A 25,837-nucleotide genomic window follows, 5' to 3' on the forward strand; every position below is an offset into this window, starting at 1 on the left:
CGATTGGTGCGACTGTCCAGATGATGAACTCGGTTGAGGAGTTTTTTGGCTCCAGTGCGCTCTAGAAGCAAAGCGCATGTAACCTATTGGTGACTGGCATTAGTGATTGTGATTATTTGTAAGTACTACTACTCACGAGACATTCTCCCACTTTTTGTCCAAAGTAAAATACATAAAGATCATATTCTGATCGCAAAAATATTGATTTATATACAATAAAGTAGATTTGTCAATATATAAAATTCATAGGCGATCGCACCGAACTGCAAACTTCCCCAGTTTTGTCTGTTAATGAATGCCAGCGCTTATACCACAGTGGTCGATATCATAGGTTTGTAGACCATTAGAGAAATAATGAATTATGAGTTTTGTTTTGCATCATTCATAATTCATTTATTTTTCTCTATTCTCCAATCTTAAACCTCAAATTTATGGATTCAAATCCAGCATTGTGTGCTGCGATCGCAAATCACATTACCACCAGTCCCCAGCAACGAATCACTTTTGCCCAATTCATGGACATGGTATTATACCACCCTGAATACGGCTACTATTCCAGCGATGCAGTCAAAATAGGTTTTAAAGATAGTGATTTTTTTACCTCTCCCAACCTCTGTTCTGACTTTGGCGAGTTACTAGCAGAACAATTTTTGCAAATGTGGGAGATTTTAGGAAAACCTATACCATTTTCTTTAGTAGAAATGGGAGCAGGTCAAGGATTGCTAGCTTTGCATATCCTTAAATATAATCAACTGCACTACCCAGATTTTTTTACGGCACTGGAGTACATCATTGTTGAAAAGTCGCCAACTTTAAGACAAGAACAGCAGCAACGCTTGCAAGATTTCCCGGTGCATTGGTGTAATTTAGAGGAGATACCACCAAATGCGATCGCTGGTTGCTTTTTCTCTAACGAGTTAGTTGATGCTTTCCCCGTCCATCAATTCATCCTAGAAACAGGAGAACTCCAAGAAATTTATGTAACCACATGGAATGAAAAAGAAACCAATGCCCCATGTCCATCATTTGTAGAAGTCACAGGAGAACCTTCAACGCCCCAACTAGCTGAATATTTCGATTTATTGGGAATCGACTTCATCCAAAGTGCATATCCAGATGGCTACCGTAGTGAAATTAATTTAGCTGCTCTAGACTGGTTGAGTATAGTAGCAGACCGCTTGCAGCGCGGCTATGTGTTAACAATTGATTATGGCTACCCCGCCAGTCGGTACTATAATCCCAGGCGATCGCAAGGAACGCTACAGTGTTATTACCATCACCGTTTCCATGACAATCCCTATATAAATATTGGGCGACAAGATATCACAGCCCATGTTGACTTTACGGCTTTGGAACGCTGGGGCGAAAAGTCCAATTTAAAGAATATTGGTTTTATCCAGCAGGGATTATTTTTGATGGCATTGGGGTTAGGCGATCGCATTGCTGCCCTTTGTGATCAACAGCAACCCCTCTCACAGTTATTACAGCGTCGAGACTCACTACACCAGCTTATAAATCCTACAGGACTCGGCGGCTTTGGAGTTTTAATTCAGAGCAAAGGTCTAGACAATACAGAAATTTCTCAACCATTAAAAGGATTGACCCTGCCAGAGTAAACCTAAAAAAAGAAAAGTTAAAACTCTATTTAAGAATGCACTATCAGTCTTATTTAGACTAGCATAACAGTGATTACTGTAAAGCTAAACACAATACCAAAGTAATAATTATGTCCACTCATGACCTGTTAATGCTAGTAACCTTACTGACTCCAGGGATTTTACTTTCAGTGATAATTATGATGACTTTTGCGGCTGGTGGTTAATCACCAGAGACGTTAATCACTAGTCAGTGAACAGTTATCAGTATTTAAAGATAACTGTTCACTGATAACTGATATTAAAATCAAACGATGGAAACGCGATGTCTATAACAGGCTACGCCTACGCTGTACCAAAGGAACGTAAAAAATGAAGGTGGCATTTCTGGGAACTGGACTGATGGGACTACCAATGGCTCAAAGGTTATTAGCCGCAGATATACAGCTAGTTGCCTATAATCGCACCCCAGAAAAATTAGCACCACTACAAGCAGCTGGGGCTGAAATTGTTACACATCCCCGCCACGCCATTCGTACTGCTGAGTGCATAATCCTCATGCTGACTAATGCCCCGGCTATTTATAACGTGTTGCTTTCAGACACTGCTTGGCAAACTTTGGAAGGGCGCACAATCATCCAAATGGGAACAATTACTCCTACAGAAAGCCAAGAAATTAGAGATGCAGTTGTTGCGGGTGGTGGTAAATATTTAGAAGCACCTGTATTAGGGAGTATCCCAGAAGCAAAAGCTGGCAAGTTGAGTGTTATGGTAGGGGCCGAGCCAGAAGAATATCAACGCTACTTAAAGTTACTCCAAAATTTTGGAACAGAACCTTTACTTATTGGGCCAGTGGGATCTGCGGCGGCGCTCAAATTAGCACTTAATCAGCTAATAGCTTCTCTAACAACTAGCTTTGCTCTGAGTCTGGCTTTTGTCCAGCGTCAAGGTGTCGATGTGGATGTGTTTATGGAAATATTGCGCGACAGTTCACTCTATGCACCGACCTTTGACAAAAAGTTGCAACGAATGTTGGATGGCAATTATGCTAATCCCAATTTCCCCACAAAACACTTGCTCAAAGATACAGAATTATTTATCTCAGAAGCGAAATCTCGGAGTTTGGATCTCAGCAGTATTAAAGGAGTGCGGCAAATCTTGCAAACAGCCGTGAAAATGTCATTTGCTGATGATGATTACTCATCACTATTTTCTGTAATTAAAGAATGGGGAGAAGCGATCGGGGAATGAAACCAATTCGCACTCTTGCTACGCCCCGCTACGCTAACGTAATTCGTAATTCGTAATTCGTAATTCGTAATTCGTAATTAAACTAAGCCACGCCACTTGCGGGCGTTAGCGTAGCGGGACGAAGTTCGGTTTTGAACATGAAGCTTTTTTGATAAATTTTCCTAGGGGCGCACAGCTAACTGTGCGCCTCTACTTGAAAGATGTTATAAATTGAGACACATTGAGGAAATATCTCTACACCCCGGCATCCCTGATATGTGCTTTAAAAATTCTGAATCAAAAGATTTTAACTGAATTGTTAATAAGGATATTACTGCCCAGTAGTAGTAGTTGATTGAGGAAATGGTAGAGATTCAGGTTGAGGCTGAGGCTGAGGCTGAGGTTCTGGTTGAGGATTGAGAAATTCCTGCCAAGCCCTAATTTGCTCTTGCGCCGTACTGTAAGCAGCACTACCTCGTGGAATCGATTTGGCAATATCAATTCCTTTGGCAATATCAGACTCACCTTGAGAACGTGCTATTTCTAACAATTGCTGACTCCATTGGTCAATAGCCTGATTCGCATCCATACGTAAGATGCTATTGTTTGAAACCCGATCCGCCAGCCGTATTGCCTTAACTAAAGCTTCTGGCGTGCCAGCTGCGCCTACTTCCTGGGCTTTTTTCCAGTTTTCTCTGGTGCGGATTTGCCCTTCCCAGTCATTTATCGCAGCTTGTGCTTCCCCAGAAAGCGCCCTTCCCGACGAGGCAATTTGTTGAGCTGCGCTAATGGCGGCGGTGAGATTTCCACTCTGAGCCAGTTCTTGTGCTTGATCCAAGTAAGGTTGGTCTTGAATTCGCTGAATCTTTCCTACCCAAGTGCGAATTTTTTTCTGTGCTTCTGGATATAATGCACGACCTCTACGAATTTCGCTGGCTTGGGCGATCGCAGCTTGCAAAGAGTTAATATCCTCGAATATTGCTATCTGTTCGGCGCGTTCTAAATAAGGTTGGTCTTCAATTGTCTCCACTTGGGCACGCCAGCGACTGATTTCTTGCCTAGCTTCTGTGCCTCTGGGGTTACTAGCAGGAATCAGCTGCGCTTGGGCGATCGCTGCTGTTAAATTAGGCACTGTTCCTTGGCTAGCTAATGTTCTCGCTTTTTCTAGATTAGCAACATCTTCAATTTCCAATTGCCAACGAGCAATCAGTTGCTGTGCTTCGTTATACACTGGTCTGGAAGGATCAATTTGTTGTGCTTGGGCGATCGCTGCCTCTAAACCAGAAACGTTACCTATCCAAGCACTTCTTTTGGCGTCAGCTATGGCGATAAAGTCATCTGTTTCGCCCTGTAGTTTTGCAATCTCTGGAATTTGTCTAGCAATGTTCAGTGCTTCATCCGCATCCTGCTTATCTAGTTTTGCCTGTGCCAATTCCAGCATTTTGCGTCCAAATACCGGAATCGCTTCCTGAGCTTTTTGGTAAATGTAACTTTCTTGCCCAATGGACTCGGCTAACTTAATAGCTTCTAATAAATTATCGACAACTTTGCTGTTTGCTAAACTTTCGGCTTTTCCTAACTTATCGCCATCTTCCCGCGCTGTGGCAATTAGACGATTCAATTGGTCGTATTTAGTACCCGCCCAGTATTGATTGTCTATGCGTAGCATTTTGGCCGATAACATAAATGCCGATTGCCATCGCCGTTCTTTGACTTCAGCGATCGCACCGTTGTATGTGGCTTCTGCCTTTGACCAAATTGACTGCCATTTGTCAATTTGCTCATCGACTAATTTATAAGCGGCGACATCTTCGGGTATTTTCCGAGCAGTTGCGATCGCTTCTTCTAAATTACCTGTTTGGAAACTTTCATCAGCTAGCTTCAAAATATCCCGCGACCATTCTTCGATGAAACGATTAATTTCTTCATGTAACGGGTGATTTTGTGGTAGTTGCTTCACCAAAGCGATCGCTTGCAATAAGTCGTTCACTGTCTGCTTAGAAGCCGCTAACTGAGCGCAGTGTAGCCGCACGGAAGCACTAGCTAGCGGCCAGAAAATCGAGGGGCAATTAGGGGCAGAGGGCAACTTTAGCAGCATTGCCATTGCCAAGAATCCTACACTGCCAGGAATCAACATTAGTAGTACCAGCCATAATGTCCAGCTTTTCATCCAGCGTGGCCATTTCCCAGTACTACTGAGTTGTGCAGTTTCTTCTGAATTACTATTTATAGGTAATCCTTTCCTATGGTTTTTTTTCCGCCGCTTCACTGACTTGGAGTTAGAACCAGTAGCTGGGGCATCAAATGGCTGAGTTTCACCGAATTGTTCTGTTCGGGATAATCTTTTGTTTTGATCTGGCTCTCTTCCATTGGCACTTGACCAACTGTCTGGAATATCCCGCTCTGTCATCTCTCACACCAAAATAATTGAATAGCGCTCTGTTTTAGGTTGATAATTCCATTGTTGACATAGTAACTTTCTCATCATTAAAAAGCTACTTTTTTGATTATCTCTCTCCACAGAGTACCATTAGCAATATCTAAAATCAGTGCTATTTTATACGTTATCCTAAAACAGTAGATTCAGCTTGCAAATCGGCAATTAGTTGAGCTAACTGATCGCTACTTGCCTGGTAAACGTTGCCGCAAAATTCGCAAGTTGCTTCAGCACCATCATCTTTGACAATCATATCTTGCAGTTCTGCTTCTCCCAAAATCTTCAGTGCCCCCAGAACGCGATCAAAAGAACAACCACAGTGGAAGCGGAGCATTTGCCGTTCGGGAAAGATTACCAGCCCCATATCTCCCAACAAGTCGTTAAAGATTTCAGGTAAAGTCTTACCAGCTTGCAACAATGGCGTAAACCCTGCTAGACCAGCAACCCGTGATTCCAAAGTTTCTACTAAAGCTTCGTCTCTGGCAGCTTTGGGCAATACTTGTACCAGTAATCCTCCAGCAGCCGTTACTCCAGCTGCTCCCACAAACACACCTAAAACTAAAGCCGAAGGTGTTTGTTCGGAATTCACCAGATAGTGAGCCACATCATCGCCAATTTCGCCAGAAACTAGTTCAACAGTACTAGAGTAAGGATAACCGTAACCAATATCCCGGACAACGTAGAGGTAGCCCTCACCCACTGCACCACCAACATCTAGCTTTCCTTTGGCATTGGGAGGCAATTCCACAGATGGATTTGCCACATACCCGCGTACCGTACCATCTAAGCCTGCATCTACCAATATGCCACCCAAAGGGCCATCGCCCTTTACCCGGACATTGACCCTCGAGCCAGTTCGTTTCATACTAGAAGCCATTAACAAGCCCGCCGCCATAGTCCGACCTAGTGCTGCCGTTGCCACATAGGAAAGCTTGTGACGCCCCCGTGCTTCTTCTGTTAAACGTGTGGTGATCACACCTACGGCACGAATTCCACCTTCGGCTGCTGTTGCACGAATTAACTGATCCGCCATGAATAACCTTACATTTCTTAACAAGTTCACTTTTTCTATTCTAAGTTCTCTACTGCAAGAAAAGTAACGTAGTGGGGTGTTACGCAAATAAACGGCTGTCATTGGTCATTAGTCACTTGTACTGAGCGTCTTGCCTTGAGCGAAGTCGAAAGGAGTCGAAGTATTAGTTATTTGCAAAGGACAAAGGACTAATGACCAAAACTATTTGCAATATTAGAAATAGCGATCGCTCACTTTTAGGTAATCCTATAAAAATGCTGGGTAATTTTCAACAAAGCCAACTGCGGATCGAAATCGAAGCATCAACAGATGCAATTCGTGACAGTCTGCTGCATCCTGTACAACTCGAAAAATGGCTCTTAGGGCAACGCTTTGCGCCAGGAATGCCAGAAGAACTGCTTCCAGGATTCCAGTTTACAACCTGGACTGGGCCAGTTGCGATTCATCATCAAGTAGATGTTGTCAAATCAAACTGTCTCCGCTTGGTACTTAGCGGAGGCATTGACGGGTTCCACGAATGGTATTGGGGAGAAGGTTGGGTACAGTCCCGCTTGGAAGGAGTTTCACTTTTGCCCTTAAATTTGGGTCAAACTTTGAGTTTGTTGAGCTTGCGTCAGTTTTTGGCAACTCAAGGACGTTAAATTGATTAGAAGTGAATAAATTGGGCATTGGTTATTCTTTGCTTCCCCAGTTCCCAGTTTAGGAATGTGAATTAAATAACATCCAAATATGGTTTTTAACCTCACTCCACCTTTGACGAAAGTCAAAGTCTCCCCTCTTTGAACTCACGGAGAGGGGTTGGGAGTGAGGTTTTGTACTTTATTAAATTCGCGTTCATTATGAACCAGAAATAATACCTACAATAATTTTTACCAGCACAGATAAATCTTCTGGAACTTGATAACGTTTCTGGTCTTGAATCACCTGACGATTGGCACGATGGTAAACCCCAAAACGCCAGTCTTCACCAGTCGTAACTGCACCATATAAAAGTTCAGATGTGGATTTAGTCCATTGGTCAAGTGCTACTAATTCAACAGCGAGTTGAGTAAATCCTCTAACTAAATCTGATTGTTTGGCTTCGATAACTAATAAATTTTGAGGGGCTGCAATATAGTAGTCGAGAGTCCCTTTTAGATAATTATTGACAGCAATAGAATATTCTATATTGAGTTTCTGATTAGTTAAAGCACATACTTCAAACAAAATTGGCCCAATTAGAGCTTCGCGTCTAGTAGTTTCATTAACTAAATCAATATGAGATAAATTACGGCGAAGTTGCTGCTGTAAAAATTGGATATCTAAAATTTCTGATGATTCAGGTAATGTGAGATTTTTCCTTTCAATGGTGCAATTTAATTCGGCTAGAATATCATCTATTGTAAAAAGCAATTCAAAATATCGGCTGAAAGTATAAGATTCACCAACTTGGAGAATGCGGCGGGAACTCATAAAAACCTAAGCCAAATTTATCCTCCTATTTTAGTTCCTGTCCGATCGCCACATTAGCATCGCTGCGATTGAGTGCCGCCTTAGCCCGTTCTAGTCTAGCAAAAGTAGGTTTGAAAGCTTGTACTGTTTCCTTAATTTAATGAATAGCGATCGCCCCCATATTTCCCATCTGCTGATATTTATTCATAGATGCGATCGCCTGTCGCATTGCATTGGACTCAGGAGTGACTTGAGTTTCTAGGGCTTTTAGTTGTGCAGCGATTTGCGATCGTTGTAACTGATTCTGCCGGATATAGCGCTTCTCGTTTGAATGAGTACAAGGTAAGGGCGCACAGCTAACTGTGCGCCTCTACAAATTGCTGTACTTCACACCTTTGAAAACTCCTATTATTTCCCAGTATTTGGCTTTTTTTACTAATAAGTGCCTTGACTGTAAGTAAGTAGGCATGATAAAACACATGTATGTTTAGTTTTGTAAAAACTATGGAAAAACTAATTTATAAGCTTTTCAATGACTTTACATTTTGTCACATAGCTTGATTTTTTAACGCCGACTTATAATGTATTTAGTATGTTGATATGAAGCTTGTAAACAGCTCATTCAAAATAACAATTAGCGCATTTTAGTATGAACACCAAATCTTTATAATTTTTTATCAAATTTTACCGTTTCTTTATTTAACAATTGCAAAAAGCTTTTATATTCCAAAAAATACTTTTATCTTCTAATTAATAAGTAGTTATGCAAGTTTAAAAGCGTTACTATGACAATCTTTTATAGTTTTTAAAAGAGTATCTGTATAAGCATAATTAAAAATAAGTTTTACTTCCGTGATAGTACGTAATATGAAAAAGTTAAGTAAAACTTATTGCATTCTCTAAATTTGCTTTTAAATATTTTGTATAATAAAATAATATTTAATTTATTGTTTACTCTTTTTTAAGGACTTTGCAGGTTATCATTGGTATTAATACGTAAAATATTTTATTTTATTTAGTATAAAAAACAAAAAATTATATAAAATTTAGGTATATTTTAAGTATAGAATCAGGCTTTAATTACAATATACTCTACAGAGAGAAAAATTATTATTTTTCAAAATAACAGTATAAATATTAGATAAGTAGTATAGTTTTCAAGTAATGGTAATATACATTTCTTAAAAAAATAGTTGTTTTATTTAGCTAGTTTCATCCATATAATGTTCCCAACGGCACAGAAATATTCATAAATATGCTTTTTGTATTTATGAATTTGGTGTGACGTTATCTAAATCTCAGCAATCAAAGGAAAACTAAAATTATGGAAAGCACATTGTTTACTGCATTAGACACCAACGAAGAAGCCAACCTCTCTGGTGGTAATCGTGGTACGAAAAAATTTAATATTATTTTGGTTGGTCAGCAGGGCGCCGGCGGCGGTGCTGCAGGCGGCGGTTCCATTAATAATGGATCTGGTGGAACTGCTGGATCTGTTGTTCTTGGCGGTCCTGGCAACATTAACGTTACTTAATCTGATCCTAATTAATAAACGTAAAGACGCGATTAATCACGTCTTTACAGCGATTAAGTGGCACTTCTAAAAGTATTTAACCTATTCATTATGTAGGTTAAGTAACTTTTGAGCGAATCTTAAACAGCTAATTGGCATGGTTCTACGCTAGTCATTTAGCTGGATATTAGATTCGCCTAGGATAACATACGTTTCTTGTCGCCTAGACACTTTGTTCACCAAACTTAACAAAGTGTCTAGGCAATATAATTTTTTACCATTAATAAATATTTCAGCGAGTTAAAGGTTTTTATATTAAGAAAAGAAGTTATATCTATTCAAACTTGGGTTTTATACAATAACTACAAAAAACCGTTTTTACATAAAAATATTTATTCAAAAATGCAGAATCCCAGTTGTAAGTTTTAAAAATTTATCTAAGTAAAACTTGTATAAAAATATTATTTGGTTTGCTTAACTATATCTTTAATACTGAAACTTTTCATTAATTTACCAGTATTAACATAGGAATCCTACTTGAATCTTGCTCAGTGTACTGAGAAGTCAAGCTTGGTATGTCAAGCTTCTAGGCAGCTTGATTGTTCAAAAATCAAATAGGAGTCTTATATATCTTAAGCTTAGTTTATACATTTTTTGACAAAATTAAACAACTTGCTTGCAAACTGCTGTATATTTTTATTTTTTAACAAAATAATTGATTGACCTGTTTAGCAACAGCCGTATAATACTTCTGGCAGTACAAAGCTGCTATCTTCACAAATCGACCATATTCATCACAATCTAAAGCTTAATGAACGACAACAAAACGCTTTTTAAAGAACTAACTCCAAACCAAGAAGTAAGTATGTTTGGAGGTAAAAAAGTTGGCAAGAATGAAAAGCCTAATAAGCAGGCGAGAAATGTAACCATAAACTTTATCTATTTTTATGGAGATGTTAATGGCGCTGGCGGTGGTGCTGCTTCCGGTGGTTCCATTGGTGGCAACTCTGGATCTCCTACTGGCGGCTCTGGTGTAGTTATAGCCCCTTCATAAGTAAAGTTTCCAAATTATGCTTGATCTGAATTAGCAACGTTTTTTGTTTGATCAGGGTTTCCAAATTGAAGAAATTCCGATTGACTGTTTTTCATAGCTACAGTCAATAGTTTTTGTAGCACTTTTTTCGGAAAATACTGCTCATCTTTGAGTAGTCAATTAGGAAATAAGCGCTACTCTATGCAGGGATAAAACCCTGCTATTTTTTTGGGTTTTCTTAAAATTATTACAATGTTATTGCATATTGAAGTGTCAAATTAAATAGTAAGTTGTTACACAACATAGCAAAGAAGATTGTAGAGCAAATTATTTTTAATTTTCAGCCGTCAACACTTGTTTAACTGTCAAATCTAACTCTGGAAAAATTTGAGACTGAATGCGTTCAGTATTAACAAACTCTACTGGTTCGTATAATTCTTCTATCAATGTAAAAATAGTCACTTTGTTCGTTAATGGATCGACAATCCAATACTCTGGAATATTTAAAACGTTATACTCAACTCGCTTGGCTCGATAATCTACAATCTTCGTTGATTCGCTGACCACTTCCACCACTAACAAGGGGGGTAGTTCGTTGAGTTCAATAACTACCTCTCGGTTTCTCAACTCTCACCACTGAGGCAATGGAATCACCACTACATCTGGAATCCTTGATGTATCCCATCTGCCAGCACGGGAGAACGAACACCGACAACCATTTGTTTAGAAGTCCAATCCAACTTTAGCCGGAGAATTTCTGCTCGAAAGAAAGATTAAGAAATTCTGTTACCGCCCCATGTTGTCCACTTCCTAGACTCATGGGAATTAATTCTCCATTGACTAATTCATAACGCGTATCAGTGCCATCATTATAAGCTAGATACTCTTTAAAGGTTAATTTTGGGGTGGTTATAGTCATAGTTTCCCCTAACAAATTTTTACCTTGGTTTGACGACTAACACTGAACAATTAGCTTCTTCCACAACTTGACTGCTAACAGAACCCTGGACAATTCGCTTCATCCCAATCAACCCCCGACTGCCAATTATAATCAAGTCTGTTTTGTAAATATTGGCAAGGCGAATAATCTCATCGGCAGGATCACCAGTTACCAGTTCTAACTCACTGGTGACTGATAACTTTTCTTGATAGGATTGCAGCTGTTTTTCAATATGAAAATAAGAAAATGTTGGTGACTCTGGCTGAGGACGATCGGCGGGTAGTTCCATCTCTGACTCTGGCGTAAGGAAAACATGACAGAGAATAACCTTGGCATCTTTTGACAACGCCAAATTATCTAAAGTCTGAATTACTCGTTCTGAAATTTCCGAACCGTCCAGAGCTACCAAAACACTATTTAGCACCGCTCTCGTCTCCTAAAGAGTAGACCCTTACATAAGTATCTAGCAAAATTCGCCGACAGCTACACTAAATTATTTTTCCATCTGCCTACTTACTTTATATATTCGAGGCTGTGCCATAGATTGGTTTCACCCCACTTTAACGCTAATGAGTTGTAGCAACTGGTGTCGAGAATATTTTTGCCCGTTATTTGAAAAAGGTTATCTTCCTCTAAACTGTTTGCTGGCTGACTACGCGAGTACTCCTTTTTTAATAACTAATGGATTAGGCGGGCAATGTCTAACTTGTAGACGCCCGCCAAAAAGGCTTAAAGCAAAGTAGCAACCAACGTGCGTAAACTCAAAACGGCTTGTCGTCAAACATCGCGATCCAAACTTTTATTCACCACTGATCGAGTAACTTTTGCCAACAGTATTAGGAAAAATTAACTATTCTAAATCACTCTTCTTGCTGAATTCGGCGTCGGACTGAATCAGCATGAGAAGGTAAGCCCTCTGCTGTTGCTAGTACATCAATGGCACTAGCAACATTTTGCAGCGCGGTTTGGGAGTACTGAACAATACTAGAGTGTTTTAGAAAAGTTTCCACCCCTAATGCCGAAGCATAGCGGGCTGCGCCAGAAGTTGGCAAGGTGTGGTTAGGGCCTGCCAAATAGTCTCCTACAGCTTCTGGTGTAGAGTAACCCAAAAAGATTGCCCCAGCGTGGCGAATCTGTGGTAGGAGTGCCCAAGGGTCTTTGATTTCTAATTCCAGGTGTTCGGGGGCAAATTCATTTGAGAGTTCTGCTGCTGCTTCGAGCGATTCCACAAGGACAATTAAGCCATAATGAGCGATCGCTTTTTCTGTGTCTATTCGCCGTGGGTGATCCACTAGCTGTCTTTCCAAGGCTAATTGCACATTTTTCGCCAAAGCCGCATCTGTTGTCAGCAAAATTGCTGCCGCCATTGGATCGTGTTCGGCTTGGGCTAGCAAGTCAGCAGCTACATGCACTGGATTTGCGGTTTCATCGGCAATCACCAGCACTTCGCTCGGGCCTGCCAAAGAATCAATGCCAACGGTGCCATAGACAAGTTTTTTCGCTAGGGTGACATAAATGTTACCAGGCCCAGTAATCACATTCACTTTCGGAATTGTTTCTGTGCCATAAGCTAAAGCAGCGATCGCTTGTGCGCCCCCAATGCGATAAATTTCTTGCACTCCTGCTTCTTGGGCAGCTACCAAGACTGCTGGATTAATTGCGCCACCAGGGCCAGGGGGTGTCACCATGACTACATGAGGTACAGCAGCAACATGAGCCGGAATTGCATTCATCAGCACTGTACTGGGATAGGCGGCACGGCCACCAGGCACATACAACCCCGCTCGATCTACGGGGGTATAGCGTTTGCCCAGCACTACTTCATCATCGCCAAAGTGTACCCAGCTTTTTGGGACTCGCTGACGATGAAACGCTTCAATTTGGCGGCAAGCTAGCCGAACTGCGCCCAACAACTCTTTTGACACCTGCTGATAGGCTGCATCTAGTTCCGAGCCTGTAACTTGGAGTTCTTCGGCTTTTAGGGTTTGTTTGTCAAATTCGGCTGTGTAATGCAATACAGCTTTGTCGCCTTGGCGCTTCACTGCTTGCAAAACCTCTCGCACCGTTGCTTCTTTGTGAAGCACCTGTTCGTCATGGGTGCGATCGCAGATCCGTTGTAGTTCTGCTCTGACGTCTGCCTGCTGAGTAATGATTCGCAGCATGGAGTAAGGACAATGCCAAAATTATAATTATTCACACCTGAGATTTAGTTTTGCTCTTGACCCACTGGGGTGTGCAAGCTGACTCTAATTCTCTTCTCTAGCTTAACCTGGATTTTTTTGATACTCTCAACTCTGCCAGCATCTAGTTTGCTTGATCAGGCCACTTAATTGCTTAATCCAACCAGCCTTAGCAGGCTAGCGGCAGCAAGCAGGCCTGCCATTTCCCACTACTCTTACGCCCTTACCCTCACTCCTTCCGGCGTGCAGGTAGTGTATTTACACATCCAATCCCCCAGATTTACACGGGGTTAGGGTCTGAGTATAATTTTTATTTTCCTAACTTTTTAGTAGTTAACATCCGTACAGAGACGATAACATAGTATCGATTCTATACTTCAAAACCCCTGAAATTTAGCTATTTTCAGTTCCTTGCCTTTGACAATACACCCGTTTTTTTAGGGACAGATTGATTATATTGGCAATCACATTGCTTAACCAGGTGATGAGTTAGGGTTACTATTTTACATGTACCTTATTTTAACGCATTTCCTTAATTGACGACACACCAAATTAAGGACTGGGCATTAGGGAGGGGGACTAAGGATTATCTTCTCCAATCTCCAGTACCGAATCCTGATGATAGATTTTTTTAGGAAATTCTAACATTGGCAATTTGGATGCTATATTAGTAAGTCTAGTAGTGTGTGTACATATGTATTTTTGGAATTGACTGTGGCGAATACAAAGTCTGCTCTCAAGCGTGCCGAAATCGCAGAACGTAATCGACTGCGTAACAAAGCTTACAAATCAGCAGTCAAGACGCTGATGAAGAAATACATTAATGCTGTAGCTGTCTATACAGCTAATCCTACCCCAGAATTAAAACAAGAAGCACAGGCTCGCTTATCGGAGGCTTACGCCAAAATCGATAAAGCGATCAAACGGGGTGTTCTTCACCCCAATAATGGGGCAAGGAAAAAGTCAAGATTGGCTCAGAAACTAAAACCAGTAACTCAAGCAGTTGCTCAATAGTCATTAGATGAGTTAGTTACCTGTTCTGACTTAGAGAGCCACTATATTACAAACCTTACGAAAGTTATTGTAAGTGGCAAAAAACGCAAAGGGTAATGGCTTGCCAGTGCAGTCTTGAGGGTTTCCACACAACTTACTCTATGGTTTTTAATTCTTCAGCCGCAGGGCTGTGCAATGAGCAAATTAAAATGAGTAGCTGGTGTAGTTTCCCTCTTGAGCAGTTTAGTGATAGCAGGAAAAAGATTCACCTGGAGGGTCATTTGTGCTTAGTCACGATCAGGGCTAATAATTTATCACCAATGACAAAGGGCCAAGAATGCAACTGATAGACACGCACGTTCATCTCAACTTTGATAGTTTCCAGCCGGATTTAGCAACAGTGCGATCGCGGTGGCAAGAAGCAGGAGTAGTACGTTTAGTACATTCTTGTGTTCACCCAGAGGAGTTTTCCAGCATTCAATCCATAGCGCACGAGTTTCCCGAAATCAGCTTTGCCGTAGGATTACACCCTTTAGATGCTGATAAATGGAATCACGAAACAGCCGAGAAAATCAAAACTTTAGCGAGTTCTGACTCTCATGTAGTAGCAATTGGAGAAATGGGGCTGGATTTTTACAAAGCTGATAACTATGAACATCAGTTAATGGTGTTTGAGTCGCAGTTAGTGATCGCAGCTGAACTTAACTTACCAGTGATTATCCACTGCCGCGATGCTGCTGAAGCAACCAGAGAAGTATTGCAAAAATGGCGGGAACTCAAAGGAGAAAGAGTCAGGGGAGTCATGCATTGCTGGGGAGGAACACCAGAAGAAACTCAATGGTTTCTCGATTTAGGCTTCTACATCAGCTTTAGCGGGACGGTAACGTTCAAAAACGCCAAAGCGATCCAATCCTCAGCGGCGATAGTGAGTAGGGATCGCCTGCTGATTGAAACAGACTGCCCATTTCTTGCCCCAGTTCCGAAACGAGGCCAGAGGCGTAACGAGCCTGCCTATGTGCTTTATGTAGCCGAGCAAGTAGCTAAACTGCGTCAGGAAACGGTAGAGGCGATTGCCCATCAAACCACCCAGAATGCTTGTGAATTATTTGGTCTGTCAATATAAAGTGTGCTTTAATCTCTTTTATTCTGTTGTGTTAAAAAAAATAAAACTCTAGAAAGGGAAAATATGCTAATATTATTCCCTCAAAAACATTTTGCTTGCGCCATAATGATAAAGGAAGGAACCTAAAATTTCTAAGCCTAGTTTTCCGTACTGTTATCGGCTTGGCCATCCTCCAAATCTCTACAAGCGGATGCTCTCCACACATGACTAACTGTGCCAACTCAAGTTGAGCTAGATTGCACAACATTGGCTTGGCGTGTATCGAACCTATTCAAAATCGTTAAACAAAATTGCCTTGTGAGTACAATCCAGCAAAATGAAGTGATTCTGATTCAAAGCCGACAAGGTGCGGATCATTCCCTCAGTCTTAGGATATCTAGCATATCACTGAGAGTATAAATAGCCGGGTGGATTTAAGACACACCGTCTAGAGCTGCGTCAGCAAATTAACGCGCTTTTTGGAGGGGAAATGAAGAAAGTAGATAAAACTCAGGAATATCTCAACTGTATATTCTTCTTAAATCAAGACTATAGTGGGTTTTTGGCGTCTGAGTCCCCGATTCCGGGCGATTACCCCCTTGTCCCAATTGTTCATTCCAGCTTTAATCGCTGCGTTTGCCCACACCTGCTATTTACAGGTGTGTAAGAAGAAGCTCCCAAACAGCTACGGACACTAGCTAGGAGTGGGAAGCATTAAACAGCAGTGTCTAAGTAAAAATTTAACCAGGTTGACAAAGGTAGAGGCATGACCAAAGAAACATATATGGAACCCGCCTTTCTATTGCCCGACTTGATTGAAATCCAGCGATCAAGCTTTCGCTGGTTTTTGGAAGAAGGGTTGATAGAAGAACTTAACTCTTTTAGTCCTATTACAGATTATACGGGCAAATTAGAACTGCACTTTTTGGGTCATAATTACAAACTCAAAGAGCCAAAGTACAGCGTCGAAGAAGCCAAACGGCGGGATAGTACTTATGCTGTCCAAATGTATGTTCCCACACGTCTGATTAATAAGGAAACCGGGGAAATCAAAGAGCAAGAGGTATTCATTGGGGATTTGCCTTTGATGACTGATCGCGGCACGTTTATTATTAACGGAGCCGAGCGGGTAATTGTCAATCAAATCGTGCGATCGCCAGGAGTCTATTACAAATCAGAAATCGACAAAAATGGGCGACGTACTTATTCAGCTAGCTTAATTCCCAACCGGGGAGCATGGTTGAAATTTGAAACAGACCGTAACGATTTGGTATGGGTACGCATCGACAAAACCCGCAAACTCTCAGCGCAGGTACTCCTAAAGGCTTTAGGATTATCAGACAACGAAATCTTTGACGCCTTACGCCACCCCGAATATTTCCAAAAAACCATCGAAAAAGAAGGGCAATTTTCTGAAGAAGAAGCCCTGATGGAGTTATATCGCAAACTCCGTCCTGGTGAACCACCCACAGTATTAGGTGGACAACAACTTTTAGACTCTCGTTTCTTTGACCCGAAACGTTATGACCTTGGTCGCGTTGGACGCTACAAACTCAACAAGAAATTGCGCCTTTCTGTCCCAGACACAATGCGTGTGTTGACTCCTGGCGATATCTTGGCAGCTGTAGATTACCTGATCAACCTAGAATATGACATCGGTAACATCGATGACATTGATCATTTAGGCAATCGCCGGGTGAGAAGCGTCGGTGAATTGCTGCAAAACCAAGTGCGGGTGGGCTTAAACCGCTTAGAGAGAATTATTCGGGAACGGATGACCGTATCCGATGCCGAAGTGCTAACCCCCGCTTCCTTAGTTAACCCCAAACCATTGGTAGCAGCAATTAAAGAATTCTTTGGTTCTAGCCAATTAAGTCAGTTCATGGATCAAACCAATCCCTTAGCAGAACTGACTCACAAACGCCGTCTAAGTGCCCTTGGTCCTGGTGGTTTAACCCGCGAACGCGCTGGGTTTGCCGTGCGGGATATTCATCCTAGTCACTATGGACGGATATGCCCTATTGAGACACCAGAAGGCCCCAACGCCGGATTGATTGGCTCCTTGGCAACCCATGCGCGGGTTAACCTGTATGGGTTCTTAGAAACACCATTTAGACCTGTAGAAAATGGGCGAGTTAGATTTGATCTGCCTCCAGCCTATATGACAGCCGATGAAGAAGACGATCTGCGGGTTGCTCCGGGAGATATTCCTATAGATGAAACTGGGCACATTATTGGACCACTAGTACCAGTCCGTTATCGCCAAGAATTTTCCACCACAACACCAGAACAGGTGGACTACGTAGCAGTATCTCCCGTACAGATTGTGTCGGTTGCAACCAGCATGATTCCCTTTTTGGAGCATGATGACGCTAACCGAGCGCTGATGGGATCGAACATGCAACGGCAAGCAGTGCCCCTGCTCAAACCAGAACGCCCTCTGGTGGGTACTGGTTTGGAAGCCCAAGGAGCAAGAGACTCCGGAATGGTGATTGTATCACGTACTGATGGCGATGTCACTTATGTGGATGCTACAGAAATTCGCGTCCGTCCGAAACCTAATACCTCAGAAATTAAGTACATCCTTTCCAAGTACCAACGTTCCAACCAAGACACCTGTTTAAATCAGAAACCTCTCGTCCGCATTGGTGAACGGGTTGTTGCTGGTCAGGTATTGGCTGATGGTTCCTCCACCGAAGGCGGTGAATTGGCGTTAGGACAAAATATTGTTGTTGCCTATATGCCTTGGGAAGGCTACAACTACGAAGACGCAATTTTAATCTCTGAAAGACTGGTGCAGGATGATGTCTACACCTCAATTCACATTGAAAAATATGAAATTGAAGCCAGACAAACCAAACTCGGACCAGAAGAAATCACCAGAGAAATTCCTAACGTCGGGGAAGATGCCTTGCGTCAATTGGATGAACAGGGAATTATTCGCATTGGTGCGTGGGTAGAAGCTGGAGATATCTTGGTAGGAAAAGTTACACCAAAAGGTGAATCTGACCAACCGCCAGAAGAAAAACTGTTGCGGGCGATTTTCGGTGAAAAAGCACGGGATGTGCGGGACAATTCCCTGCGAGTCCCAAATGGTGAAAAAGGTCGCGTAGTTGATGTGCGCTTGTTTACTCGTGAACAAGGCGATGAACTGCCACCAGGAGCCAATATGGTAGTCCGGGTATATGTCGCCCAAAAACGCAAAATCCAAGTTGGCGACAAAATGGCAGGACGCCACGGTAATAAAGGGATTATTTCTCGGATATTACCGGCGGAAGATATGCCTTATTTACCCGATGGTTCACCAGTGGACATTGTACTTAACCCCTTGGGTGTACCCAGTCGGATGAACGTTGGACAAGTATTTGAGTGCTTATTAGGTTGGGCTGGTCAAACCTTAGGAGTACGATTTAAGATTACTCCCTTTGATGAAATGTACGGTGAAGAGTCATCCCGCCGAATCGTGCATGGCAAATTGCAAGAAGCACGGGACGAAACAGGCAAAGACTGGGTGTATAACCCAGACAATCCTGGCAAAATCATGGTGTATGACGGTCGTACAGGTGAACCCTTTGACCGAGCAATTACTATCGGTGTGGCTTACATGCTGAAACTGGTGCATTTGGTGGATGATAAGATCCACGCCCGTTCAACTGGACCTTACTCACTGGTGACTCAGCAACCCTTGGGTGGTAAAGCCCAACAAGGTGGTCAGAGGTTTGGGGAAATGGAAGTGTGGGCATTGGAAGCCTTTGGTGCAGCTTACACCTTACAGGAATTGCTTACAGTTAAATCTGACGATATGCAAGGACGGAATGAAGCGTTAAATGCGATCGTTAAAGGTAAGGCAATTCCTCGACCTGGAACTCCAGAATCCTTTAAGGTGCTAATGCGCGAGTTGCAATCATTGGGATTAGATATAGCCGTACACAAGGTAGAAACCCAAACAGACGGCAGTTCGCTAGATGTAGAAGTCGATTTGATGGCAGACCAATCAGCCCGTCGCACACCGCCTCGACCCACCTATGAATCTCTTTCCCGCGAATCGCTGGAAGACGACGAATAATTCGTAATTGATAATACTCGCCTGCAGCGAGAAGCAAGCTACGTAATTCGTAATTGAAGAATTAATTGCGAATTACGAATTAAAAATTGTTAATTACGAATTAGAAATTGTTAATTACGAATTACGAATTACAAAAATGAGACCTGCCCAAACTAATCAGTTTGACTACGTAAAAATAGGCTTGGCTTCCCCGGAACGCATTCGCCAGTGGGGCGAGAGAACATTGCCCAATGGCCAAGTAGTCGGTGAAGTTACCAAACCAGAAACGATCAATTACCGAACTCTCAAGCCAGAGATGGATGGCTTGTTTTGTGAGCGCATCTTTGGCCCTGCAAAAGATTGGGAATGCCATTGTGGTAAGTATAAAAGAGTTCGTCACAGAGGTATTGTCTGTGAACGCTGTGGGGTAGAAGTTACCGAGTCACGGGTGCGTCGCCACCGCATGGGCTATATTAAACTCGCCGCACCAGTAGCTCACGTCTGGTATCTCAAAGGTATTCCTAGCTATATTTCCATCCTGTTGGATATGCCCTTGCGGGATGTGGAGCAGATTGTTTATTTCAACTCTTATGTTGTCCTGAGTCCTGGGAATGCCGAAACTTTAACTTACAAACAGCTACTGAGCGAAGACCAGTGGTTGGAAATAGAAGACCAAATTTATAGCGAAGATTCTGTGCTGCAAGGCGTAGAAGTAGGTATTGGGGCTGAAGCGCTGTTGCGTTTGCTTGCCGATATCAATTTGGAACAAGAAGCTGAAAGCCTACGGGAAGAAATTGGCAATGCCAAAGGACAAAAGAGAGCCAAGCTAATTAAGCGACTGCGGGTGATTGACAACTTTATCGCCACTGGTTCTAAACCAGAGTGGATGGTAATGGCAGTTATTCCCGTGATTCCCCCCGACTTGCGCCCAATGGTGCAACTAGATGGCGGACGGTTTGCCACCAGCGATTTAAATGATTTGTATCGGCGGGTAATTAACCGCAACAATCGTTTGGCACGCTTGCAAGAAATTTTGGCACCAGAGATTATTGTGCGGAACGAAAAGCGGATGCTGCAAGAAGCAGTGGATGCTTTGATTGACAATGGTCGTCGAGGACGCACTGTGGTGGGGGCAAATAACCGACCCCTAAAATCTTTGTCCGACATTATTGAGGGTAAGCAAGGACGTTTTCGACAAAACTTGTTAGGTAAACGTGTTGATTACTCTGGACGCTCTGTTATTGTAGTCGGGCCAAAGCTAAAAATTCACCAATGCGGTTTGCCTAGAGAAATGGCAATTGAGCTATTTCAACCATTTGTGATTAACCGCCTGATTCGTAGTGGCATGGTAAATAACATTAAAGCTGCGAAAAAACTGATATCGCGTAGTGATCCCAGTGTTTGGGATGTGCTGGAAGAGGTGATTGAAGGACACCCTGTAATGCTAAATCGGGCACCAACGTTGCACCGCTTGGGTATTCAGTCTTTTGAACCGATTTTAGTAGAAGGTAGAGCGATTCAACTGCATCCTCTGGTGTGTCCAGCGTTTAACGCCGACTTTGACGGCGACCAAATGGCGGTACACGTCCCTCTGTCGTTAGAAAGTCAGGCTGAGGCCCGGTTGTTGATGTTGGCTTCTAACAATATTTTGTCACCAGCCACTGGTAAACCCATCATCACGCCTAGTCAAGATATGGTATTGGGGGCCTATTACTTAACAGCAGAAAATCCCGGTGCGACAAAAGGAGCAGGAAATTACTTTTCTTCGCTAGAGGATGTAATTATGGCTTTCCAGCAAGATCAAATTGACTTGCACGCCTATATCTATGTGCGGTTTGACGGTGAAATAGAATCAGACCAACCGGATACAGAACCTCTGAAAGTGACGGAAAACGAGGATGGTACGCGCACATTACTCTATAAGTTCCGTCGAGTCAGACAAGATGCTAAAGGTAATGTAATTTCTCAGTATATATATACAACTCCTGGTCGCGTTATTTACAATAATGCCATTCAGGAAGCACTAGCAAGTTAGAGACTGGGGACTGGTGACTGGGGACTGGAAAAAATGCCCAGTACCCAATACCCAATACCCAATCCCCAATCCCCAATGATCAAGGACTAATGACTAATGACTAACGAAAAAATGATTTTTCGCAATCGGGTGGTTGATAAGGGTCAACTGAGAAATTTAATTTCTTGGGCGTTTACGCATTATGGTACGGCGCGAACCGCAGTAATGGCGGACAAATTGAAAGATTTGGGATTTCGCTACGCTACCAAAGCAGGGGTTTCCATCAGTGTAGATGACTTGATGATACCACCAACTAAGCGATTGCTCTTAGAAGCAGCTGAGGAAGAAATTCGCGCGACTGAAACCCGTTATCAACGGGGAGAAATCACTGAAGTAGAACGCTTCCAAAAGGTAATCGATACTTGGAATGGTACTAGTGAAGCCTTGAAAGATGAAGTCGTCGTCCACTTCAAGAAGACTAATCCCCTGAACTCCGTATACATGATGGCATTCTCGGGGGCACGGGGTAACATCTCTCAAGTCCGCCAATTGGTGGGGATGCGGGGACTGATGGCAGATCCTCAAGGGGAAATTATTGATTTGCCCATCAAAACCAACTTCCGTGAAGGACTTACTGTAACAGAATACATTATTTCGTCTTACGGTGCCAGAAAAGGATTGGTGGATACTGCGTTGCGGACGGCTGACTCTGGTTATCTCACCCGTCGTTTGGTGGACGTATCCCAGGATGTGATTATTCGGGAATTTGACTGCGGCACTACCAGAGGAATTCCAATTCGGCCCATGACAGAAGGTGCTAAAACCTTGATCCCTCTGGGAACCCGCTTGATGGGACGGGTAATTGCCGAAGATGTGCTGCATCCGGTGACAAAAGAAGTAATTGCACCACGTAATACCCCAGTTTCTGATGACTTGGCGAAGAAAATTGAAAAATCTGGGGTGGCAGAAGTTGTGTTGCGATCACCCCTAACTTGTGAAGCTGCACGTTCTGTCTGTCAACACTGCTACGGCTGGAGTTTAGCCCACGCCAAGATGGTAGACTTGGGTGAAGCTGTGGGGATTATTGCTGCCCAAAGTATCGGCGAACCTGGTACCCAGCTAACCATGCGGACATTCCACACAGGTGGGGTGTTTACTGGAGAAGTGGCACAACAAGTTCGCTCTAAAATCGATGGGACTGTTAAGCTTCCCCGCAAACTAAAAACCAGAACATATCGTACTCGCCACGGGGAAGATGCCCTCTATGTTGAGGCTAATGGCGTCATGCTTTTAGAACCGAAAAAAGTAGGTGATGTCACCCCAGAGAACCAGGAGGTTCATCTAACTCAAGGTTCAACACTGTATGTATTTGATGGAAATCAGATAAAACAAGGTCAGTTGTTGGCAGAGGTTGCCCTCGGTGGACGCACAACTCGGACTAATACAGAAAAAGCAGTTAAAGATGTTGCCTCTGACTTGGCAGGAGAAGTGCAATTTGCCGAAGTAGTTCCAGAACAAAAAACTGACCGTCAAGGTAATACCACAACCACAGCCGCACGCGGTGGCTTGATTTGGATTTTGTCTGGAGAAGTTTACAATTTGCCGCCTGGTGCAGAATTGGTGGTGAAAAATGGTGATGCGATCGCCTCTAATGGAGTTTTAGCAGAAACCAAGTTAACCAGTTTGCACGGCGGTGTGGTGCGCTTGCCAGAAGCTACCCCAGGTAAGAGTACCAGGGAAATTGAAATTATCACTGCTTCTGTGGTACTAGACCAAGCTACGGTGACAGTCCAAAGTTCTCAAGGTCGCAATAACTACTTAGTCTCCACTGGCAACAACCAAGTATTTAACCTCCGGGCTACACCAGGCACTAAAGTGCAAAATGGTCAAGTGGTAGCTGAGTTAATTGATGACCGCTATCGGACAACCACTGGTGGTTTCTTGAAATTCGCAGGTGTAGAAGTCCAGAAAAAAGGCAAAGCCAAGCTGGGTTATGAAGTCGTGCAGGGCGGTACACTGTTGTGGATTCCTGAAGAAAGCCACGAAGTTAATAAAGATATCTCCTTGTTGTTGGTAGAAGACGGTCAGTTTGTAGAAGCTGGCACTGAGGTAGTAAAAGATATCTTCTGCCAAAACAGTGGTGTGATAGAAGTTACCCAGAAAAATGACATCCTACGGGAAGTTGTGGTTAAGCCTGGGGAACTACTGATGGTGGATGATCCCGAATCAGTTATTGGGCGAGATAACACCTTCATCCAACCAGGTGAGGAATTCCAAGGCAACGTGGCCACGGAATTGCGTTATATCCAGTATGTGGAGACACCGGAAGGGCCCGCTCTATTGAGTCGTCCAGTAGTTGAGTTTCCTGTACCGGATAATCCAGATGTGCCATCAACTACATCAGTAAGTCAACAAACCGGGCGGTCAATTCAGTTGCGGGCTGTGCAGCGACTACCTTACAAAGATTCAGAACGTGTCAAATCTGTTGAAGGCGTGGAACTTCTGCGAACCCAGCTAGTGCTGGAAATTGAGCAAGAAGGGGAACAAGACCATAATGCTTCGCCACTAGCAGCAGATATTGAATTAGTAGAGGATACTGAAGACCCAGAAGTTCAACGTTTACAACTGGTAATTTTGGAATCCTTGGTAATTCGTCGAGACATTACCGCCGATGCCACCCAAGGTAGCACCCAAACCACACTTGAGGTACAAGATGGGCTTACGATCGCCCCTGGATCTGTAGTCGCACGTACCCAAATCTTGTGTAAAGAAGGCGGAGAAGTACGGGGCGTCCGACAAGGAACCGAAAACGTGCGTCGCTGCTTAGTGTTACGCGCTGCTGACAGGCTGACCATTAATACTAGTACTCAGCCAAAAGTAAAAGTGGGTGATTTACTAGTAGAAGGTACAGAAGTTGCTCCTGGAGTTTTTGTCCCAGAATCAGGACAAGTAGTGGACGTTAAAAAGTTAGGAGTTAAGAGTGAGGAGTTAGGAGTTAATTCCGAAACTTCTAACTCCTCACTTCAAACTCAGAACTACGTTGTTACTACCCGTATCGGTCGCCCTTATCGAGTCAGCCCTGGTGCTGTGTTGCAGATAGAAGACGGCGATTTGGTACAACGGGGTGATAACTTGGTGTTGCTGGTGTTTGAACGCGCCAAAACCGGAGATATTATTCAAGGTTTGCCCCGGATTGAGGAACTACTTGAAGCTCGTAAACCCAAAGAAGCGTGCATTTTATGTCGCCGGGGGGGTGAAGTTAAGGTAGTTTACGCTGAAAGTGGTGATGAAGCGATCGCCATCAAGGTCGTAGAATCAAATGGCGTGATTACAGATTATCCTCTAGGCCCAGGACAAAATTTGATTGTGCCAGATGGATCGACTGTGTTAGCAGGACAACCATTAAGCGATGGCCCATCCAATCCCCACGAAATTTTGGAAATCTTCTTTAGTCTGGGTTCTGAAGATGGAATCTATGCTTGTGCTAGCCATGCTTTGCAGAAGGTACAGTCATTCTTAGTGAATGAAGTGCAAATGGTGTATCAGTCTCAAGGGATTGATATTTCCGATAAGCACATTGAAGTGATTGTTCGCCAGATGACCAACAAAGTCAGGATTGATGATGGTGGTGACACCACAATGCTTCCTGGTGAATTGGTAGAACTGCGCCAAGTTGAGCAGGTGAACGAAGCTATGGCAATTACAGGCGGTGCTAGGGCACAATATACCCCAGTATTGTTAGGTATCACCAAAGCATCTTTGAACACCGATAGCTTTATTTCTGCGGCATCCTTCCAAGAGACAACACGGGTACTTACTGAAGCAGCTATCGAAGGCAAATCGGACTGGCTGCGCGGCTTAAAGGAAAACGTGATTATCGGGCGATTGATTCCGGCTGGTACTGGCTACAATACCTATGAAGAACCCGGTGCGATTGAAGACTATGCTGCTGAGATTACCAGTAGTGTCTTGGATGAAGTAGATGATCCCCTGGATATGGTCTTAGATGACCGCACAGCTCGCACCTATAATTTAGATTCTCCTACTCTTGGAGAATCTGGTTTTGGTAGCAGACGTACAGAAAGATCAGTTCTAGATGACGAAGATGAATTAATCGCCGATGAAGTTGCAGACGACGACGATTACGAGGAAGATGAGGAAGACGACGATGATTTCGACGACGAATAGAAAGTTGAAATTTCTCGTCTCTATATAAAAGGTAAAAACTAAAAAGGCAAAAGAAAATTTTCTTTTGCCTTTTTATTTGGCTTTCTATCACCATAAATCTAGC

The 25,837-nt window shown here is 43.0% G+C and carries 17 protein-coding genes; 10 read left to right on the top strand and 7 right to left on the bottom strand.

Annotated elements, in window-relative coordinates; all coding sequences use genetic code 11:
* The first annotated feature begins 431 nt into the window (after window positions 1–431).
* The gene (locus tag V7L20_RS08400) at window positions 432–1,616 is read left to right on the top strand and encodes a class I SAM-dependent methyltransferase (protein WP_334743632.1); all 1,185 of its coding nucleotides are present in this window, start codon (window positions 432–434) and stop codon (window positions 1,614–1,616) included.
* A 351-nt stretch (window positions 1,617–1,967) separates the two neighbouring features.
* Window positions 1,968–2,846 (top strand): NAD(P)-dependent oxidoreductase, encoded by an 879-nt coding sequence (locus tag V7L20_RS08405; RefSeq protein WP_334743633.1) that lies wholly within the window; start codon window positions 1,968–1,970, stop codon window positions 2,844–2,846.
* A gap of 310 nt (window positions 2,847–3,156) precedes the next feature.
* Here the strand turns inward: V7L20_RS08405 and V7L20_RS08410 are convergent, their stop codons facing one another.
* Together V7L20_RS08410 and hslO are read right to left on the bottom strand one after the other, a co-directional pair.
* The gene (locus V7L20_RS08410) at window positions 3,157–5,235 is read right to left on the bottom strand and encodes a chromosome segregation ATPase (RefSeq protein ID WP_334743634.1); all 2,079 of its coding nucleotides are present in this window, start codon (window positions 5,233–5,235) and stop codon (window positions 3,157–3,159) included.
* Window positions 5,236–5,389: 154 nt separating this feature from the next.
* Window positions 5,390–6,295 (bottom strand): Hsp33 family molecular chaperone HslO, encoded by a 906-nt coding sequence (hslO, locus tag V7L20_RS08415; protein ID WP_334743635.1) that lies wholly within the window; start codon window positions 6,293–6,295, stop codon window positions 5,390–5,392.
* Between the two features lie 254 nt (window positions 6,296–6,549).
* Here hslO and V7L20_RS08420 point away from each other — a divergent pair, with 254 nt between their 5' ends.
* Window positions 6,550–6,936 (top strand): hypothetical protein, encoded by a 387-nt coding sequence (locus V7L20_RS08420; protein ID WP_109006756.1) that lies wholly within the window; start codon window positions 6,550–6,552, stop codon window positions 6,934–6,936.
* 196 nt (window positions 6,937–7,132) lie between these two features.
* Here V7L20_RS08420 and V7L20_RS08425 read toward each other — a convergent pair whose 3' ends face one another.
* The gene (locus tag V7L20_RS08425; RefSeq protein ID WP_334743636.1) at window positions 7,133–7,747 is read right to left on the bottom strand and encodes a hypothetical protein; all 615 of its coding nucleotides are present in this window, start codon (window positions 7,745–7,747) and stop codon (window positions 7,133–7,135) included.
* 1,303 nt (window positions 7,748–9,050) lie between these two features.
* Between V7L20_RS08425 and V7L20_RS08430 the strand changes: the two genes are divergently transcribed.
* Window positions 9,051–9,260 (top strand): hypothetical protein, encoded by a 210-nt coding sequence (locus V7L20_RS08430; RefSeq protein ID WP_334743637.1) that lies wholly within the window; start codon window positions 9,051–9,053, stop codon window positions 9,258–9,260.
* Window positions 9,261–10,050: 790 nt separating this feature from the next.
* Complete coding sequence (locus V7L20_RS08435) at window positions 10,051–10,293, top strand: hypothetical protein (protein WP_334743638.1); 243 nt, start codon at window positions 10,051–10,053, stop codon at window positions 10,291–10,293.
* A gap of 312 nt (window positions 10,294–10,605) precedes the next feature.
* On the opposite strand, the gene V7L20_RS08440 is transcribed toward V7L20_RS08435, so the two are convergent.
* From V7L20_RS08440 to hisD, 4 genes are all read right to left on the bottom strand, one after another.
* Window positions 10,606–10,899 carry a Uma2 family endonuclease gene (locus V7L20_RS08440; protein WP_334743639.1) on the bottom strand — a complete coding sequence of 98 codons (294 nt, stop codon included), beginning with the start codon at window positions 10,897–10,899 and terminating at the stop codon, window positions 10,606–10,608.
* 115 nt (window positions 10,900–11,014) lie between these two features.
* On the bottom strand, window positions 11,015–11,191 hold the full coding sequence (locus tag V7L20_RS08445) for a Uma2 family endonuclease (RefSeq protein ID WP_334743640.1): 177 nt from the start codon (window positions 11,189–11,191) through the stop codon (window positions 11,015–11,017).
* 19 nt (window positions 11,192–11,210) lie between these two features.
* Window positions 11,211–11,636: a universal stress protein gene (locus V7L20_RS08450; protein WP_334743641.1), complete on the bottom strand. Its 426-nt coding sequence runs from the start codon at window positions 11,634–11,636 to the stop codon at window positions 11,211–11,213.
* Between the two features lie 436 nt (window positions 11,637–12,072).
* Window positions 12,073–13,374 (bottom strand): histidinol dehydrogenase, encoded by a 1,302-nt coding sequence (gene hisD, locus V7L20_RS08455; RefSeq protein WP_334743642.1) that lies wholly within the window; start codon window positions 13,372–13,374, stop codon window positions 12,073–12,075.
* Window positions 13,375–14,106: 732 nt separating this feature from the next.
* Here hisD and rpsT point away from each other — a divergent pair.
* From rpsT to V7L20_RS08480, 5 genes are all read left to right on the top strand, one after another.
* Window positions 14,107–14,406, top strand: coding sequence for a 30S ribosomal protein S20 (rpsT, locus tag V7L20_RS08460; RefSeq protein ID WP_334743643.1), 300 nt, complete (start codon window positions 14,107–14,109; stop codon window positions 14,404–14,406).
* A gap of 316 nt (window positions 14,407–14,722) precedes the next feature.
* Window positions 14,723–15,508: a TatD family hydrolase gene (locus V7L20_RS08465; protein ID WP_334743644.1), complete on the top strand. Its 786-nt coding sequence runs from the start codon at window positions 14,723–14,725 to the stop codon at window positions 15,506–15,508.
* A gap of 745 nt (window positions 15,509–16,253) precedes the next feature.
* Window positions 16,254–19,553 carry a DNA-directed RNA polymerase subunit beta gene (rpoB, locus tag V7L20_RS08470; RefSeq protein WP_334743645.1) on the top strand — a complete coding sequence of 1,100 codons (3,300 nt, stop codon included), beginning with the start codon at window positions 16,254–16,256 and terminating at the stop codon, window positions 19,551–19,553.
* 136 nt (window positions 19,554–19,689) lie between these two features.
* The gene (locus V7L20_RS08475) at window positions 19,690–21,567 is read left to right on the top strand and encodes a DNA-directed RNA polymerase subunit gamma (protein WP_334743646.1); all 1,878 of its coding nucleotides are present in this window, start codon (window positions 19,690–19,692) and stop codon (window positions 21,565–21,567) included.
* 96 nt (window positions 21,568–21,663) lie between these two features.
* Complete coding sequence (locus V7L20_RS08480) at window positions 21,664–25,734, top strand: DNA-directed RNA polymerase subunit beta'' (protein ID WP_334743647.1); 4,071 nt, start codon at window positions 21,664–21,666, stop codon at window positions 25,732–25,734.
* Window positions 25,735–25,837 lie beyond the last annotated feature (103 nt).

Source organism: Nostoc sp. (genome assembly GCF_036916735.1).
Classification (GTDB): domain Bacteria; phylum Cyanobacteriota; class Cyanobacteriia; order Cyanobacteriales; family Nostocaceae; genus Nostoc.